18 protein-coding genes are annotated in these 15,556 nt (G+C 72.5%); 9 read left to right on the top strand and 9 right to left on the bottom strand.

Annotated elements, in window-relative coordinates:
- Positions 1-63: 63 nt before the first annotated feature.
- The gene (locus AMO33_RS06965; RefSeq protein WP_240327443.1) at positions 64-699 is read right to left on the bottom strand and encodes a LysR substrate-binding domain-containing protein; all 636 of its coding nucleotides are present in this window, start codon (positions 697-699) and stop codon (positions 64-66) included.
- A 3-nt stretch (positions 700-702) separates the two neighbouring features.
- Between AMO33_RS06965 and AMO33_RS06960 the strand changes: the two genes are divergently transcribed.
- Positions 703-1,524, top strand: coding sequence for a dihydrodipicolinate synthase family protein (locus tag AMO33_RS06960; RefSeq protein ID WP_240327442.1), 822 nt, complete (start codon positions 703-705; stop codon positions 1,522-1,524).
- 9 nt (positions 1,525-1,533) lie between these two features.
- On the opposite strand, the gene AMO33_RS06955 is transcribed toward AMO33_RS06960, so the two are convergent.
- Entirely contained in the window at positions 1,534-2,154 is a 621-nt protein-coding gene (locus AMO33_RS06955) for a TetR/AcrR family transcriptional regulator (RefSeq protein ID WP_060591399.1), read from the bottom strand.
- Between the two features lie 181 nt (positions 2,155-2,335).
- On the opposite strand from AMO33_RS06955, the gene AMO33_RS06950 reads away from it, so the two are divergent.
- From AMO33_RS06950 to AMO33_RS06935, 4 genes are all read left to right on the top strand, one after another.
- Positions 2,336-3,442, top strand: coding sequence for a winged helix DNA-binding domain-containing protein (locus AMO33_RS06950; protein ID WP_060591395.1), 1,107 nt, complete (start codon positions 2,336-2,338; stop codon positions 3,440-3,442).
- A 118-nt stretch (positions 3,443-3,560) separates the two neighbouring features.
- Positions 3,561-3,962: an NUDIX hydrolase gene (locus AMO33_RS06945; protein WP_060593339.1), complete on the top strand. Its 402-nt coding sequence runs from the start codon at positions 3,561-3,563 to the stop codon at positions 3,960-3,962.
- A gap of 11 nt (positions 3,963-3,973) precedes the next feature.
- The gene (locus AMO33_RS06940) at positions 3,974-4,486 is read left to right on the top strand and encodes a hypothetical protein (protein ID WP_060593338.1); all 513 of its coding nucleotides are present in this window, start codon (positions 3,974-3,976) and stop codon (positions 4,484-4,486) included.
- Positions 4,487-4,565: 79 nt separating this feature from the next.
- The gene (locus AMO33_RS06935) at positions 4,566-5,420 is read left to right on the top strand and encodes an LLM class F420-dependent oxidoreductase (protein WP_060591392.1); all 855 of its coding nucleotides are present in this window, start codon (positions 4,566-4,568) and stop codon (positions 5,418-5,420) included.
- Positions 5,421-5,499: 79 nt separating this feature from the next.
- On the opposite strand, the gene AMO33_RS06930 is transcribed toward AMO33_RS06935, so the two are convergent.
- From AMO33_RS06930 to AMO33_RS06915, 4 genes are read right to left on the bottom strand one after another with little or no spacing between them, the layout of a single operon-like run.
- Positions 5,500-6,114, bottom strand: coding sequence for a GTP-binding protein (locus AMO33_RS06930; RefSeq protein WP_060591389.1), 615 nt, complete (start codon positions 6,112-6,114; stop codon positions 5,500-5,502).
- Complete coding sequence (locus AMO33_RS06925) at positions 6,095-6,469, bottom strand: DUF742 domain-containing protein (protein ID WP_011209211.1); 375 nt, start codon at positions 6,467-6,469, stop codon at positions 6,095-6,097. The genes AMO33_RS06930 and AMO33_RS06925 overlap by 20 nt, the downstream gene beginning before the upstream one ends.
- A complete protein-coding gene (locus AMO33_RS06920) occupies positions 6,466-6,861 on the bottom strand; it encodes a roadblock/LC7 domain-containing protein (protein ID WP_011209212.1) in 396 nt (131 codons plus the stop codon). Before AMO33_RS06920 ends, AMO33_RS06925 begins: the two co-directional genes overlap by 4 nt.
- Entirely contained in the window at positions 6,858-9,095 is a 2,238-nt protein-coding gene (locus AMO33_RS06915; RefSeq protein ID WP_060593337.1) for a sensor histidine kinase, read from the bottom strand. Before AMO33_RS06915 ends, AMO33_RS06920 begins: the two co-directional genes overlap by 4 nt.
- A 176-nt stretch (positions 9,096-9,271) precedes the next feature.
- Between AMO33_RS06915 and AMO33_RS06910 the strand changes: the two genes are divergently transcribed.
- Complete coding sequence (locus AMO33_RS06910; protein ID WP_011209214.1) at positions 9,272-10,825, top strand: succinic semialdehyde dehydrogenase; 1,554 nt, start codon at positions 9,272-9,274, stop codon at positions 10,823-10,825.
- Between the two features lie 6 nt (positions 10,826-10,831).
- Here AMO33_RS06910 and AMO33_RS06905 read toward each other — a convergent pair whose 3' ends face one another.
- The 3 genes from AMO33_RS06905 to AMO33_RS06895 form a co-directional block, all read right to left on the bottom strand.
- Entirely contained in the window at positions 10,832-11,152 is a 321-nt protein-coding gene (locus AMO33_RS06905) for a hypothetical protein (RefSeq protein ID WP_060591386.1), read from the bottom strand.
- A gap of 140 nt (positions 11,153-11,292) precedes the next feature.
- A complete protein-coding gene (locus AMO33_RS06900) occupies positions 11,293-12,435 on the bottom strand; it encodes an alkaline phosphatase family protein (RefSeq protein WP_170916112.1) in 1,143 nt (380 codons plus the stop codon).
- A 59-nt stretch (positions 12,436-12,494) separates the two neighbouring features.
- Positions 12,495-13,112 carry a TetR/AcrR family transcriptional regulator gene (locus tag AMO33_RS06895; RefSeq protein ID WP_060591382.1) on the bottom strand — a complete coding sequence of 206 codons (618 nt, stop codon included), beginning with the start codon at positions 13,110-13,112 and terminating at the stop codon, positions 12,495-12,497.
- A 126-nt stretch (positions 13,113-13,238) separates the two neighbouring features.
- Between AMO33_RS06895 and AMO33_RS06890 the strand changes: the two genes are divergently transcribed.
- Genes AMO33_RS06890 through AMO33_RS06880 form a run of 3 tightly spaced genes read left to right on the top strand, consistent with a single transcriptional unit; the run spans position 13,239 to position 15,480 of the window.
- Positions 13,239-14,315: an NAD-dependent epimerase/dehydratase family protein gene (locus AMO33_RS06890; protein WP_060593335.1), complete on the top strand. Its 1,077-nt coding sequence runs from the start codon at positions 13,239-13,241 to the stop codon at positions 14,313-14,315.
- A gap of 10 nt (positions 14,316-14,325) precedes the next feature.
- Positions 14,326-14,535 carry a hypothetical protein gene (locus tag AMO33_RS06885; protein ID WP_060591380.1) on the top strand — a complete coding sequence of 70 codons (210 nt, stop codon included), beginning with the start codon at positions 14,326-14,328 and terminating at the stop codon, positions 14,533-14,535.
- 57 nt (positions 14,536-14,592) lie between these two features.
- Positions 14,593-15,480, top strand: coding sequence for an LLM class F420-dependent oxidoreductase (locus tag AMO33_RS06880; RefSeq protein WP_076573451.1), 888 nt, complete (start codon positions 14,593-14,595; stop codon positions 15,478-15,480).
- The last annotated feature ends 76 nt before the right edge of the window (positions 15,481-15,556 follow it).

Below are 15,556 nucleotides of genomic sequence, written 5' to 3'. Positions count from 1 at the left end.
GAACACATGTTCGCATGCGGGGGTGACAAACTGCGGTGGACGAGGCGGGGCACTCCTCGGCGGTCAGGAATTCTCGTCGAGCCGGATCCCGTCGTCCGCGCGGAACGCCGCCGCCGCGCGGTGGAGTTCGGCGGCGACGGCGGCGAACAGCGGTTGGTCGGCGCTGCCGCGACGATAGGCGATACGGGTTCGCCTGCCGACCGGCAGGGCGGCCAGCCGCACACCGGCCGGCAGGTGGTCCACGCCGAGGTGGGGAACGAGGGCCACACCGGCCCCCGCGGCGACGAGCCGGAGCACCGCGGCGAAGTCGTCGATGTGGTGGGCGACCCGCGGTTCGAAGCCGTGCGCTCGACAGGTGCGCACGGCCATGCTGTGGCAGAGGGTGCCCGGATTGGCGAGTATCCACCGCGACTCCGCGTGGTCGCCGAGGGTGATCTCGCGGTCCGGATTCCAGCTCGCGGGACAGGCGAGATGCACGGCCTCCACGAGCAACGGCTCCAGATCGAGGCCCGCGCCGAGCGCGGAGGGCACGTTGTCGTACTCGTGGACCAGGGCGAGATCGAGCCGACCGCCGCGCAGCAGGTTCGGCACTTCGGCGGGGTCGACCTCGGTGATGTCGACGGCGAGGTCCGGCGCGGAGCGGGCGAGCGCGACGAGCACGGCGCGGTCGCCGCCGCCGAGCTGGCGCGCCTCGCCCACACGGTGCTCGACGAGGGTGCGGCGGGCCTCGTCGCGCTGGGCACGACCGCCGAACCGGCGACCTTGTCGGCGGCCGAGCGGGTTCGGGTGCTGCGGGTCTGCGGCGAGGTGTGCCGGGCCCGTGGTGTTCCGCTGATCGCGGCCGTGGGCTCCAACGACACCGTCGCGACGGTGCGGGCGATCGAGCAGACCGTCGCCCGGACCGACGTCGCGGCGGTGCTGACGGTGGTGCCGTACTACGTGCGGCCCTCGGAAGCCGGCGTCGTCGCGCATTTCGAGTACGTCGCCGAACGCAGCCCGGTGCCGGTGCTCGTCTACAACGTCCCCTATCGCACGGCGCAGACCGTGGGATACGAGGCGATGCTCGAGCTGGCCCGGCAACCAGGGATCGTCGGGGTGAAGCAGGCGGTGGGCGCGGTGGACACCGACACCGCGCGACTCATCGCGCACGCCCCGGCCACCTTCTCCGTGCTGGCGGGTGAGGACACGCTGGTCTCGCCGCTGCTGGCGATGGGCGCGCGCGGCGGGATCCTGGCGACCGCGAACGTGTGTGCGCGCGAGTTGGTCGAGCTGCACCGGCGCTGGCTGGACGGGACGCCCGACCGGGCGCGCGAGCTGGCCGATCGTCTGGTCGAGCCCGCCCGGCTGCTGCTGTCGGAGCCCAATCCGACCGTGATCAAAGCGGTGCTGCACGCGCGCGGGCTGCTGTCGACGCCGCGGGTGCGCCTGCCGCTGCTGACCGCCGCGCCGTTCCCGGCGGTGCTGGCCGCGGTGCGGGCGCTGCGGGCGGAGTACCCGGGCGCGGTGGTCACGGCCGGTCGCTGACGGCCGGGGTCACCGGCGGGGCGCGGAACCCAGGAGGCGGTCGAGGGCGTGGTCGACGAGTGCGGTGGCGCGGTCGGGGGTGTGGTAGCCGGCCAGGGTGGATTGGGTGAGGCCGACGAGGATGCCGGTGAGGAGTTCGGCGTCGGCTTCGGTGTCGGTGTCGCTGGTGTGGGTGTCGGTATCGCTGCCGCGGGCACGGCGCAGGTGGCCGGCGAAGGTCTGGGCGAGCAGTCGGGGTGCTTCGAGGGTTTCGCCGGGGATGGTGGGCGAGCCGGTGAGCCGGGCGGTCTGGTAGGCGGACAGGACGAGGGCTTCCGCGCGGCGGGTCTCGTCGAGGGGGAGCAGGGCGAGGGCGGTGGCGCGCATGGCCGCGCGGGGGTCGGGGTCGGGACCGAGCGCTTCGACGTGGCGGATGAAGCGGACGGCCATGTCGTCCAGCACGGCTTTCAGGGTGCCGAGCAGGAAGTCGTTCTTGGTGCCGAAGTAGTACTGCACCAGGCGGACCGAGATGCCCGCCTCGGCGGCGACGGCCTGGAAGGTGGCGGCCGCCAGTCCGCCACGCACGATCACCCGCCGGGCGGCGTCGGTGATCTGGCGTCGTCGTTCGTCGTGATCCACCAGTCGCGGCACGATGTCGTCCCTTCGTCCTCCGAAACCGCTTATGGTACGCCGATATCATCCAAGTGCTACGCTCGTCGGTGCTGCCGCGCATCCTGTGGTTCGTTCATAGCCACGAACATGTCACCGGGTAGGCCGGATCTGTCGCCCACGGCCGGTAGCCTCCAGCCGGTCCGGTGATGAGGAGGAGCGGGTGCGGGTCACGTGGGAGCAGGTGTTCGCCTGGCGGCTGCGCAGGCAGTTCGTGTCCGGGGCGGGCGCGCGGTCGGCCGTCGAGGTGGCCGAGCGGTTGGTGGGGGTGCAGGCGCAGGTGGCCTCCTCGGCCGAGTTGGCGGTGGCGTTGCGCAGTGCGGAGCCGAGCACGGGCGCGGTCGCGCAGGCGCTGGCGGCGGGGACGCTGGTGAAGACCTGGGCGATGCGCGGCACGCTGCACGCGATGACGCCCGCGACCGCGGCGACCGTGCTGCCGCTCATCGCGGCCGCGCGCACGTGGGAGAAACCGTCCTGGCAGAAGGCCTTCGGCGCCTCGCCCGCGGACGTGGCGGCCTTGGCCGAGGCCGTCGGGGACGTGCTCGCCGACGCCGCGCTCACCCGCGCCGAACTGGTGGACGCGTTACTGGCCGACGCGCGGTTCCACCGGCTCGGTACCGAGCTGAATTCCGGGTGGGGCGCGCTGCTCAAACCGCTGGCCTGGCAGGGTGTGCTCTGCCACGGGCCGGCCGAGGGCAACCGGGTGACGTTCACCAGTCCCCGCCGCGCCGTTCCCGGCTGGACCGGCCCACTCGCGCCCGAGGAGGCCGCGCCGCGGGCGATCGCGGCCTACCTCGGCGCCTACGGCCCGGCGACACCGGAGACGTTCGACGCGTGGCTCACCCGCACCAGCCACCGCAAGACCGTGGTGCGGTCCTGGTTCGCCGACATGGGCGCGGCGTTGGTGACCGTGGACGTCGACGGCACGCCCGGCGCGCTGCTCGCCGAACACGCCGACGACCTCGCCGCGGCCGAACCGAGCGCCGAGGTCCACCTGCTCGGCCCGTTCGACCAGTACGTTCTCGGCCCCGGCACCGCCGCCACGGAACTGCTGCCCAAGGCACACCGCGCGCAGGTCAGCCGGACGGCCGGCTGGATCGCGCCGCTGGTCGTCGTCGGCGGACGTATCGCGGGCACCTGGGAATTCGCCGACGACGAGGTGGCCGTGTCGATGTTCGACGACGCCCCGCTCCCGAAACACCTGGACGCCGCGCTCGACCGGGTGGCGACCGCGACGGGTCGGGCGGCGTTGCGCGTCCGGCGGGTGTGAAGCCCACCCTGGGACGGCAGCCCGCACCGGGTACCCGCGTGGCAGCACCCACCGTGTCGCCTCATGGCCGACCTCGGACGGCGCGACCCGGTAGGCTGCGGCGATGAGGGAAGGCCCGGTGACGACACTCATCGATACGGTCGCGTGGGTGCACATCGTGCGGGGACGCATCCTGTGCGCGCGTCCGCGCGGCAAGGACGTCTTCTTCATTCCCGGCGGGAAACGCGAAGGCGCCGAATCGGATCTGGACACGTTGCTGCGGGAGATCCGCGAGGAACTGACCGTCGCGCTGATCGCAGGGACCGTCGCGGCGGTGGGCGTCTACGAAGCGGGCGCGCACGCACCGGGCGACGACGTGCTCGTCCGGATGGCCTGCTACACCGCCGAATACCGCGGCACCCTCGCCGCCAGCAGCGAGATCGACGAGCTGGCCTGGTTCGGGTACGCCGACCGCCCGCGGGTACCGCCGGTGGATCAACTGCTGTTCGACGACCTGCACGCCGCCGGTCTGCTGGAGTGAACGGGGACGGTATGCGCCGGGGCCCACGGACGACAGCGGCGACACTCGCGCGCTGGTCGGGATACGGGCTGGCGGCGCTGCCGTTGGCGTTCGCGCCGGTGAGTGTCCGGCTGCGGGTGCCGCGGCGCTGGCTGCGCAGCCCGGTCCGGCTCGAGCGTCCCGGCCCGCTGCGGGTGCTCGCGCATTCGGTTCTCAGCGGCGGCTCGGGCCTGGTCGGCTGGTTCCTGGCCCTCCTCGCCCTCGTCGCGCTCACCCGCGGGCTGGCCTACCCGGTGCTCACCGGCGACGACCACGCGAACTCCTGGGGCGGCCCGACCCTGGCGGGCGCCTGGGCGGTGCACGCGGTCCTGGGCGTGGCACTGCTGCCGGTCTGGCTCCTGGCGATCGCCGGGCTCGGCGCCGTGCAGTGGCGGCTGGCGCAGCGACTGCTCGGGCGCACCGGGCCGCCGTGGGCGATTCCGCTGTCCATCGCGCTCGCCGCCGCAGGCGCGCTGCTGTTCATCGCCTGGACCCGCCAGCTCTGAACCGGGAATCGGTCTGCGCGCGGCGCGGTTTCCCTCCGAGACGACCCGCACCCGCGCGGTCGCGCCCGGAAGGACCAGCATGCACTTCGCCGTCAGCTACAGCAGTGCCCATTTCGGCACCGACCCCGACCGCCTCGTCGCCTATGCCCGGCACGCGGAATCCTGCGGTTTCGACGGGCTGTATCTGCCCGAACACCTGGTCCTCGGCCCCGGGATCGAACTGCACGGTGCCGAGGTGGCACCCACCCTGCCGTTCCTCGACCCGCTCGACACCCTGGCCTACGTCGCCGCCGCGACCGAGCGGCTGCTGCTGGGCACCGGGGTGCTGTTGCTGCCGTACCGGCATCCGGTGGTGCTGGCCAAGCAGCTGGCGACGATCGACGTGCTGTCCAAGGGCCGGATGCGCTTGCTGACGGTCGGATTGGGGACGGTGCCGCGCGAGGCAGCCGCCACCGGGGTGGACTTCCGTGCCCGCGGCCGTCGCGCCGACGAGGCGATCGACGTGCTGCGCCTGCTGTGGTCCGGTGACCAGGACGGGGTGAGTTTCCACGGCGAGTTCTTCGACCTCGACCGCGTGGTCCAGTATCCGACGCCGGTGCGCCCGCTGCCGATTCACATCGGTGGCTCCAGCGAGGCCGCCGCGCGCCGGGCCGGGTTGCGCGGGGACGGCTACTTCGCCGGGGGAGCGTTGATGCCCTGGGATCGCGCGGCGCAATGGGAACTCGCCCGCGCCACGGCGGCGGCGGCCGGGCGCGACCCGGACGCTCTCGAATACACCCGCTGGAGCGGCATCGACATGACCGCCGAGCGGCTCGACGCTTTCGTCGCGCAGGGCGTCACCCGGGTGGTCGTGAGCGCGACGGCGGCCGACCCGGCCGAACAACTCGATCAGCTGTCCGCTTTCGCGGAACGGTTCGGTCTCGGCCCACACTGACCGGACGGTCGGGCCGACCGACCGAGCCGGGCCGCCGGTGCCCGGCATCCGCGTCCGTGGGCGGGGATGCCGAGCCGGCTCAGGTGGCGACGGCCGCGCGGCCCGCCAGCTCGATCAGATGCTGGACGAGGGTGAGCAGCACGTTCTTCACCGAATCGCGGCTGCGCGCATCGCACAGCAGCACGGGCGTCTCCGGATCGAGGTCCAGCGCGTCGCGCACCTCGTCCACGGTGTAGCGCGGTGCGCCGTCGAAGCAGTTGACGCCGATGATGAACGGCAGCCCGCGCCGCTCGAAGAAATCGACCGCGGCGAAGGAATTGCTGAGGCGCCGGGTATCGGCCAGCACCACCGCGCCGAGCGCGCCCCGGGACAATTCGTCCCACAGGAACCAGAATCGGTCCTGGCCCGGTGTGCCGAACAGATACAGCACGAGATCACGGTCGATGGTGATGCGACCGAAATCGAGCGCCACCGTGGTGGTTTCCTTGGATTCGACGCCGGACAGGTCGTCGACGCCGGTACTGACCTCGGTGATGAGTTCCTCGGTGCGTAGTGGCGTGATCTCGCTGATCGCCGACACCATGGTGGTCTTACCGACCCCGAAGCCGCCCGCGATGAGAATCTTGACCGAGGCGGCCAAGCGCTGGGATCCGCTGGGATCGACCCGTGCGGGGTCAAAGTTTTCTGATGCCATCCAATACCGCTCGCAATACGTTGAGACCGCCGGGACCTGTTTCCGGTTGCACCGGAGCCCGGAAGATCAGGTGTCCCTCGCCGATCAGGTCGCCGACGAGAATCTTTGTCACCGCAACGGGAAGTTGCAAGTGGGCGGCTACCTCGGCCACCGATTTCGGCTGCGCGCAGAGCGCGGTGATGATCCCGTATTCGGGCTCCGGCCTGCGCAGAGTCGGCGCCGCGGTGGTGGTGACGACCACCGTCAGCATGTCCAGATCGTGGGCGGCGCCCATCGTGCGGCCGCGGATCAGCGCGTACGGACGGACCACGGGCCCGGCCGCCTCGTCGAACCACGGCTCGCCCCCGCGCGTCATGACAAACGGGCGGGGGTGGACAGGTAGGAGCCGACACGCTGGACGGTGACGTTCATTTCGTAGGCGACCATGCCGAGGTTGGCGTTCTCGGCGGCCTGCAACGCCAGGCACGCGTTGTCGCCCGCCGAGGTGACGAACAGCACCGCGCGGTCCAGTTCGATCACCGCCTGGCGCACCCCGCCGCCGTCGAATCGGCTGCCCGCGCTGCGCGCCAGCCCGTACAGGGTCGACGACATCGCGGCGAAATGCTCGGCGTCGTCGCGCTCGATCGCCTTCGATCGGCCGAGCAGCAATCCGTCGGTGGACAACACCACCGCGTGGCGCACACCGGCCAGCCGGTCGACCAGGTCATCGAGCAGCCAGTCGAGATCACCGGATTTGGCAGTGCTCACTGTTCGCCTTCCTGTCCATCGGCGAGCCGCTCGCGGCGGCCCTGCCGGGTTCCATTCTCTATGGCCGACATCAGATCGCGGGCCTGTTCGGGGGAACGTTCGCGGTCGGGCGCGGCCGGGGCGGGTGTGGCCGGCGACTCGGCGGCTCGCGGGGCCTGGCGCCTGCGCCGGGGCAGCTGGGGGCGGCCGTCGGGGGTGAACGCGGCCGCGGGCGCCCGCACCGGGGCGGGCGGGGCCAGGGTCGCCACCGCGGTGTCGGCGCGGTCCCCGGCAGGCTCGTCGGGGACGGCCGAATACCGTTGACGCAGTGGATATTCGGCGGGCCGCGGGGCGGGCGGCTCGGCGGCGAGCAACGCGCTGGGGATCAGCACGACCGCCCGGACGCCACCGTAGGGCGATTCCGACAGGCGCACCGAGACACCGTGCCGCACGGCCAGCTGCGCGACGACGAACAGCCCGAGGCGCGAATCGGCGGACAGCCGGGCCACACCGAAGTCGGGCGGCTCACGCAACATCTCGTTGACCCGCGCCAGCTCCTCCTCGGACATGCCCATGCCCTGGTCGCTGACCTCGACCACGACGCCGCGGCCGACGACGGCGCCGGACAGCTCCACCCGTGACTGCGGTGGGGAGAAGGCGATCGCGTTGTCCACCAGCTCGGCCAGCAGGTGCCCGAGGTCGGCCACCACCGAGCCGAGCACGTGGGTGTCGGGGATGCGGTGCACGTGTACCCGCGCGTAGTCGAGTGTTTCGCCGACGGCGGCGCGCACGAGGTCGAGCAGCGGGATGGGGTGGCGCCACTGCCTGCCGGGCATGCCGCCGCCGAGCACGATGAGGTTCTCGGCGTTGCGGCGTTCCCGGGTGGCGAGGTGGTCGAGCCGGAACAGCGTCTCGAGCAGTTGCGGGTCTTCCTGGCGGGATTCGGCTTCGTCGAGGATCTCCAGCTGGCGGTGCACCACGATCTGGCTGCGGTGGGCGATGTTGAGGAACACCGCCTTGACCCCTTCGCGGGTGCGTGCCTCGTCGACGGCGGCGGTGACGGCGGCGGCGTGGGCGTGCTCGAAGGCGCGCGCCACCTGGCCGATCTCGTCGCGGCCGTAGTCCAGCCGCGGTGTCTCGGCGGCGGGGTCGACGGACTCGCCGGCGCGGAGCCGGCGCAGCATGGCGGGCAGCCGTTCGTCGGCCAGGGCCAGCGTCTCCCCGCGCAACCGCTTGAGCCTGCGGATGATCCGGTTGGCCAGCACCACGGCGATGAGGAACGCGGCGACGCTGACCAGCATGACGCCCATGCCGCCGTAGAGCGAGCCGAGGGCCGAGTCGCCGGAGGTCTCCTCGGCCAAGCGCTGGGTGCGCTTGTTCTGCGCGATCCACAGGTCGAGCAGCCCGCGATTGACCTCGGCGGCGGCGCTCTGCCACTGCTCGGTGTCCATCGGCGGGTCGGCGGTGTCGGCACCGGCGACCCGGCGCAGCACCGCGTTCTCCATGGCGGTGACCTGCTGCCAGGCGGGGGAGCGGGTGAGGGCGGCCGCGGCCTCGCGCTGCTCGTTGTCGATGTCGGCGGCCAGCAGTCCGATCTCGGTGTGGTAGAAGCCGATCTGATACAGCAACTCCTCGACCGGCACCGCGGGCGGGCCGCCGTCGGCGAGCGTGGCGGCCAGCGCGTTGGCCTTGGACATGGCCTCCGCCGCGTAGAGCATCCGCATGCCCTCGGTGAGTTCGACGCCGACCTCGGCGCTGGGCGCGGACTGCCGGGTCACCTGGGTGCCGACGGTGACGACGTCGAGCAGGCGGTTGTAGAACGCGTAGGCGTCGGCGGCGGGTACCTGGCGGACGTCGACGCCGGCGCGCAGCCCGCTCAGGTGCTGGCCCAGGGTGGCGAAACCGGCGAGGTCGTCGCCGTAGCGGTCGTCGCTGGCGGCGCGCACGTCGCCGGACACCTCGATCAGCTGCCGGAAGGCGCCGTCGAGGCGGACCCGGGCGGCGGTGAGCGCCGGGCCGGTGGTGGGGTCGCCCGCGAGATGGGCGAGGGTGTAGCGGCGCTCCTGCTGGACGGCCTCGATGAGTTCGCGTGCGCTGGGCATGGCCGCCTGTAGTTGCACCGCCCAGTCCCTGGCCTGTCTGCCCTCGTCGACCAGGTATCCCGCGGCGCCGACGCCGATCACCAGCAGGACCAGGCTCGGCACCAGCGCGATCGCCAGGATCCGGCCCCGGACACCGAGCCTCGCTCTGAACATCCGCACAACGTAGTTCAGCGGACTACACCCCTGTCATTCCGGTCTCGTTGAGCGAGACTGCAATTGACAATCGCACGGTGGATGTGCTGTCGGCGCGCCGCCGGGAGGATGCGGTGGCGGTGGACGGCGGCGTAGATTGTGTGTACCCGCGGGTTACTCACAAGTAGGAGGCAAAGATGCCGGCGCCCGAAGCCGCAGTGTTCGCCCGTCTGAGCGCGCTCGCCGCGATCGACGACCCGGGCGACCGCGCCCGCCGCACGATCACCGAGACCTTCACCGGCGCGGTCCTGGGCGAGGTGCCCGTCGGCACCGCCGAGGACGTGCGCGTCGCCTTCGGCAAGGCCGCGACCGCGCAGGCCCGCTGGGCCGCACGCGCCCCACGCGAGCGGGCGACCGTGTTCGACCGGTTCCGCGCCCTGCTCGTCGAGCATCGCGAGCAGCTGATGGACGTCATCCAGGCCGAGACCGGCAAGGCGCGGTGGGCGGCGCAGGAAGAGGTCATGGGCCTGATGTTCGCGGCCCGCTACTTCGCCAGGGTCGCGCCCGCCCTGCTGGCCCCGCACAAGGTGCCCGGCGCCTTCCCGGTGCTGAACCGGGCCGCGGTGTACAGCCAGCCCAAGGGCGTGGTCGGGGTGATCGCGCCGTGGAACTACCCGATGCTGCTCTCGATCGGCGATTCGGTGCCCGCGCTGCTGGCCGGGAACGCCGTCGTGGTCAAGCCCGACAGCCAGACCCCCTATTCCGCCCTCGCGGCCGCCGAACTGCTCTACCGCGCGGGCCTGCCGCGCGACCTGCTCGCCGTCGTCCCCGGCCCGGGCACGGTCGTCGGCACCGCCATCGTGGACTCCTGCGACTACCTGATGTTCACCGGCTCCTCGGCCACCGGCCGCACGCTGGCCGAGCAGTGCGGGCGCAGGCTCATCGGCTTCTCCGCCGAGCTCGGCGGCAAGAACCCGATGATCGTCACCGCGGGCGCGAACCTCGATCGCGCGGCCAAGGCGGCCGTGCGCGCCTGCTTCTCCAACGCCGGTCAGCTCTGCATCTCCATCGAGCGGCTGTATGTGGAGAAGGCGGTGGCCGCGCAGTTCACCGAGAAGTTCGTCGAGGCGGTGCGCGCGGCGAAACTAGGCGCCGCCTACGACTATTCGGCCGACATCGGCAGCCTGATCTCCGAATCCCAGCTGGAGACGGTGTCCAAGCACGTCGCCGACGCCACCTCCAAGGGCGCCCAGGTGCTCGTCGGTGGCAAGGCCAGGCCGGATCTCGGGCCGCTGTTCTTCGAGCCGACCGTGCTCACCGAGGTGACCGACGAGATGGAGTGCGGGCGCGAGGAGACCTTCGGCCCGCTGGTCTCGATCTACCCGGTCGAGGACGCGGCCGAGGCGATCCGGCGCGCCAACGACACCGAGTACGGCCTCAACGCCAGCGTGTGGGCGCAGAGCAAGGCGGCGGGCGAGGAGATCGCCCGGCAACTGCGCGCGGGCACGGTGTGCGTGGACGAGGGCTACGCGCCCGCCTGGGGGACCACCGGCGCGCCGATGGGCGGCATGGGCATCTCGGGTGTCGGGCGCAGGCACGGCCCCGACGGCCTGCTCAAGTTCACCGAACCGCAGACCGTGGTGGTGACGCGGTTCCTCAATCTGGACACCCCGCCGCTGGTCCCGCAGGAGATGTGGCAGAAGTTCCTGATGACCGTGGCCCGGTCGCTGCGGTTCCTGCCCGGCCGCTGACCGGCGCTACTTGTTGAAGAAGATGCCCGCGACGTCGGCGTTCTTGATCGGCGTCTCGGCATTGCGCTGGGCGCCGCACAGCACGTCGACGGCGACCATGGTGACGTCGACGGAGGTGCCCGGCGGCTCGTTCTCCAGGTGATCGCGTTCCTTGACGAACTTGGTGATCGTGGTCCGCTTGGTGTCGGGGTCCTGCGCCACGTATTCGCGGCACGGGGTGTCACCGCCCTTGTTGAGGGCCCGCTCGATATCGGTGCAGCCGCCGAGCACCGCCACCGCGGCCGCCGCCGCCATCATCAGTGCGGTCCTGCCCGCCGTGCCGTTCATCCGCTCCTCCTGGTGCCTCGGTCGAGCGGATGAGCCGCGCGATCCACCTCCCCCGACGGTGAGCCTAGAGGCGCTGCGCGCCGAGGCGGGCGCCGACCCGCGCGCGACGCGCCGAGTGTGAGCAATCGGATCGCGGCGTGTCAGGCGGTGGCGATGCGCAGCGGCACATCCAGTTCCGCGGTGGTGAGCGAACCGTGGTGACCGATCATCGCCGACTCGAGCGGTTCGGCCGCGCTGCGGATCACCCCGCGGGTGCCCGCGGCGGCCACCACCAGATCGCCGATGCGGGCGGCGATCTCGGGCGTGACGAGTGGTCCGAACCAGCCGCGGGCGATCACCTCCTGGCGCGGCAGCACCGCGAAATCCGGCCCGAGGGTCTCCTGCCAGGCCGCGGCGACGTCGGCGGTGGCGCCGTCGACGGTGTAGACGTGGCGTGCTCGCGGCTCGCCGCCGAGCCGGTGCACCCCGTCGCGCAACGGCTCGACGGTGTCGAAATCGACGGTGCCGTCGAGTTCCACCATGCCGTGGTCGGCGGTGACCACCAGGGCGGCGTCGGCGGGCAGGCGGGCGGCGATGGCGGCCGCGATCCGGTCGATGTGCCCGAGTTCGAGCAGCCACGCCTCCGAGGAGGGGCCGCGCACGTGACCGGTGGTGTCCAGATCGCCGTGGTAGGCGTAGACCAGGGAGCGCTCACCCGCCCGCAGCGCGGTGATCGTGCCGTCGACGAGATCGCCGAACGACAGGCCGGGCCGGAACTCGTTGCCGCGCAGCACCGCCCGGGTGAGCCCGGAGTTCGCCTGGTACATGGGCGCCACCTGGGTCACCCGCACTCCGGCGGCGGCCGCGCGCTCGAAGGTCGTCGGCCGGGGCTGGAACTGTTCGGGTACCAGTTCGCGCAGCAGATCGACCTCGGGGCCGCCGCCCTGCAACCGCCAGCGCAGCGGATTCACCAGCCGGTCGTAGCCGGGCACGGTCATCTGGTAGCCGACGATGCCGTGTTCGCCGGGCGGGGCACCGACACCGAGCGAGCTCAGGCTGGTGGCGGTGGTGCTGGGGAAGCCCGTGGTCAGCGGCATCGACGCCAGGCCGGACAGGAACGGCGCGGCCTCGGCGTGTTCGGCGAGCAGCTCGGCGCCGAGTCCGTCGATCAGCAGGACGCAGACGCGGCGGGCCGTGAGGTCGAGGCCGAGGCGATCCTCTTCGCCCGGCACGCCAAGGCAGGCCAGGACCGAGGGCAGGACATCGGCGAGGGAACCCGATCCGTATCGGGGCGCGGCGAACACCTGGCCAGGATGGCAACCCCGGGACGCGGTGGCAAGCGTATTCGGGAGTGCCGGCCCGTTCAGGGGTGCGGGCGCAGCAGCCGGACGAGGGTGGCGAGCACGTCGTCGGTGAGCTCGGGGGCGGTGGTGCCCAATTGGGCGCTGCGCTTGCCGAGCTGACCGTCCAGCCACAGCGAGGCGAGGCCGTGCCCCACCGCCCACCACGTGATGCCGAGCGTGTCGGCCTTGTCGGCGGGCAGCTGCCCGGCCGCGACACAGTCGCCGATGGCCTCGGCCAGGACGCCGAAGGCGGCGTCGCCCGCCGCGGCTGCCTCGGGATGCTTGTCCGGCTGGGACAACTCGGGCCGGAACATCAACCGGAAGTACGCGGGCCGGGTACGGGAGAACCGGACGTAGGCGGCGGCGAGCGCGCCCAGCGCGTCCAGTGGCGTGCCCTCGGCCGCCGCGCGCGCGGCCCGCAGCTCCTCGGCGAGCAGGCGGAAACCCTCGATGGACAGGGCGGCCAGCAGTGCGGCGCGGTCGGGGAAGTGGTGGTAGGGCGCGCCCGAGCTGACGCCCGCCTCCCGCGCGACGCGGCGCAGGCTCACCGCCGCGAGTCCTTCGGTCTCGATCAGGCGCAGGCAGGCGGCCATCAACTCGGCACGGAGCGCGCCGTGGTGGTAACTGGTCCGCTTCACCCTCCGAGCGTATGCGACCGGTGCCGGCGCGGATTTCCCTGGACAACCAATCTATGCGGTGCTTAGATTATCTGAGCGGCGCTCAGATTCCCGCCGCGCCGCATCCCTCCCGGACAGGTGGACTTCATGAACACACGCGTACTCGTCACCGGTGCCACCGGTTTCGTCGCAGGCCACGTCATCGCCGAACTGCTCGCCCACGGCCATCCCGTGCGCGCCACCGTGCGCGATCTCGCCGACACCGGCAAACGCGCCCATCTGGTCGAGCTGGCCCGCCGTCTCGACGGCGATCTCGAATTCGCCTCCGCCGATCTCGGCGCCGACACCGGCTGGGCCGCCGCCGTGGCGGGCTGCGCGGCCGTGCTGCACGTGGCCTCCCCGTTTCCCGCCACGCCACCGAAGGACGAACGAGAGCTCATCGAGCCCGCCGTCCAGGGCACGCTGCGGGTGCTGCGGGCCGCGGTCGACGCCGACGTGCGCCGCGTGGTGCTCACGTCCTCGGTCGCCGCCATCGCCTACGGCCACGGCAACGACGCGGTGCGCACGGAGGCGGACTGGTCGGTGGTCGACCGGGTGCCGGCCTACCAGAAGAGCAAGACCCTGGCCGAGCGTGCCGCCTGGGACTTCGTGGCCGCGTTGCCCGACGAGCGCGGGCTGGAACTGGTGGCCCTCAACCCCGGCATGATCCTCGGCCCGCTGCTGACCGCGGCCACCAGCACCTCGCACGAGCCGGTGCGCAAGCTGCTGGCCCGCGAGGTGCCCGGCTCGGTGCGCACCGGGTGGACCCCCGTCGACGTGCGCGATCTCGCCGTCGCCCACCGGCTCGCCCTGGAAACGCCCGCCGCCGCGGGCAACCGCTACATCTGCGCCGCACCGCCGCTGTGGATGGGCGAGCTGGCCCGCATGCTCGCCGACGAGTACAACCCGCGCGGGTACCGGGTGCCCACCCGGGTGCTGCCGAACTGGTTGATCCGCGCCCTCGCCCTGGTCGACGGCACCGTGCGGCTCACCGTGCCGGTGCTCGGCCGCACCGAGAACGTCAGCGCCGCCAAGGCCGAAGCCGATCTCGGCTGGCGCATGCGTCCGGTGCGCGACACGGTGCTCGACACCGCCGAGAGCCTCATCGCGCACGGCCTCGTCCCGACCCCGGCGGCGGCGCCCGCGTCGCCGCGCCGCACCCGCCCCGCCCCCGCGAGCGCCTGAGGAGGCCGCCGTGCTCGTCACCACCCTCGTCGTCGCCACCATCGGCCTGATCCGCAAGCTGCGCAACCGATCCGCGACCGACCGGCCTGACCGGCCCGCCCGCGCCGCCACCGGATGGCGGTCGGTCCGGCAGGTGGCACGCCGCCCCGTGCCCGCCGTCTCCGCCGCGGTCGCGCTCGCCGGCGGCTCGGTCGCCGTGGGCACCCTGGCCTGGTGCTGAGCCGTTCGCTCGGCGATACCGGTGGCGCGCCGGGGGCCGAGCCGTTAGACAGAAGCGGTGAACACACAGCGTCCGTTCAGGTTCGGTGTCAACATGGTGCTCGCGGAGTCGCGGCGGGACTGGGTGCGCAAGTGCCGCCGGGTCGAGGAACTCGGCTTCGACGTCCTCGGTGTCGCCGATCATCTCGGGATGCCCGCCCCGTTCCCCGCGATGGCGGTCGCGGCCGAGGCCACCGAGCGCGTCCGGCTCACCACCTTCGTGCTCAACACCCCGTTCTACAACCCGGTGCTGCTCGCCCGTGAGGTCGCGGGGCTGGACCAACTGACCGACGGCCGCGTGGAACTCGGATTGGGCGCGGGCTACGTGAAAGCGGAATTCGAGCAGGCGGGGATTCCGTTCGAGAGCGGCGGGCGCCGGGTCGCGCACCTGGAACGCACCGCCACCACCCTGCGGCGGTTGTTCGCCGATCCCGACCACCGCCCGCGGCCCGCCCAGCCCGCGGGACCGCCGCTGCTGATCGCGGGCTGGGGAGACCGGCTGCTGCGAGTCGCCGCCGCGCACGCCCGGATCATCGGCTTCACCGGTGCCGCGGCCGCCCGCGACGGCGGACCGCTGCTGCTGGCCGGTGAGCGGCAGCTGGGGGAGCGGGTCGATTTCGTGCGCGGGGCGTTGGGTGAGCGCGCGTCCGAGGTGGAGCTGAACCTGTTGATCCAGCGGGTGGCCGGGGACGGTGCGGCCGCCACGGAGCTGTTCGAGACCTATCGTCCCGCGATGGTTGCCGAGGCCGCCGTCGACCCGCGTTCGGTGCCCACGTTGCTCGCCGGCTCGCCGGAGGCGGCGGCCGAGCGCCTGCACGAACTGAGGGAACGTTTCGGCATCAGCTACTTCACCGTCCTCGAGGACAGCATGGAGGCCTTCGCCCCGATCCTGGCCCGCGCCCGCTGATCTCGCCGGGTACGGCCTCAAACTGTTTGCGGCGGGGCGGGTTTGGGGCCACCGTCGGCCTTGCCAACCGTGGCGG

The sequence above is a fragment of the Nocardia farcinica genome (assembly GCF_001182745.1).
In the GTDB taxonomy this organism is placed as follows: Bacteria; Actinomycetota; Actinomycetes; order Mycobacteriales; family Mycobacteriaceae; genus Nocardia; species Nocardia farcinica.
The sequence above is the reverse complement of the archived record's forward strand: the minus strand, read 5'-3'. Positions and strand labels throughout refer to the sequence as shown.

Bases quoted from the DNA above. Each gene is read 5' to 3' on its own strand.
- AMO33_RS06940 (WP_060593338.1), top strand. From the start codon at position 3,974: ATGCGCCGGGGCCCACGGACGACAGCGGCGACACTCGCGCGCTGGTCG.
- AMO33_RS06935 (WP_060591392.1), top strand. From the start codon at position 4,566: ATGCACTTCGCCGTCAGCTACAGCAGTGCCCATTTCGGCACCGACCCC.
- AMO33_RS06930 (WP_060591389.1), bottom strand. From the start codon at position 6,114: ATGGCATCAGAAAACTTTGACCCCGCACGGGTCGATCCCAGCGGATCC.
- AMO33_RS06925 (WP_011209211.1), bottom strand. From the start codon at position 6,469: ATGACGCGCGGGGGCGAGCCGTGGTTCGACGAGGCGGCCGGGCCCGTG.
- AMO33_RS06915 (WP_060593337.1), bottom strand. From the start codon at position 9,095: ATGTTCAGAGCGAGGCTCGGTGTCCGGGGCCGGATCCTGGCGATCGCG.
- AMO33_RS06910 (WP_011209214.1), top strand. From the start codon at position 9,272: ATGCCGGCGCCCGAAGCCGCAGTGTTCGCCCGTCTGAGCGCGCTCGCC.
- AMO33_RS06905 (WP_060591386.1), bottom strand. From the start codon at position 11,152: ATGAACGGCACGGCGGGCAGGACCGCACTGATGATGGCGGCGGCGGCC.
- AMO33_RS06890 (WP_060593335.1), top strand. From the start codon at position 13,239: ATGAACACACGCGTACTCGTCACCGGTGCCACCGGTTTCGTCGCAGGC.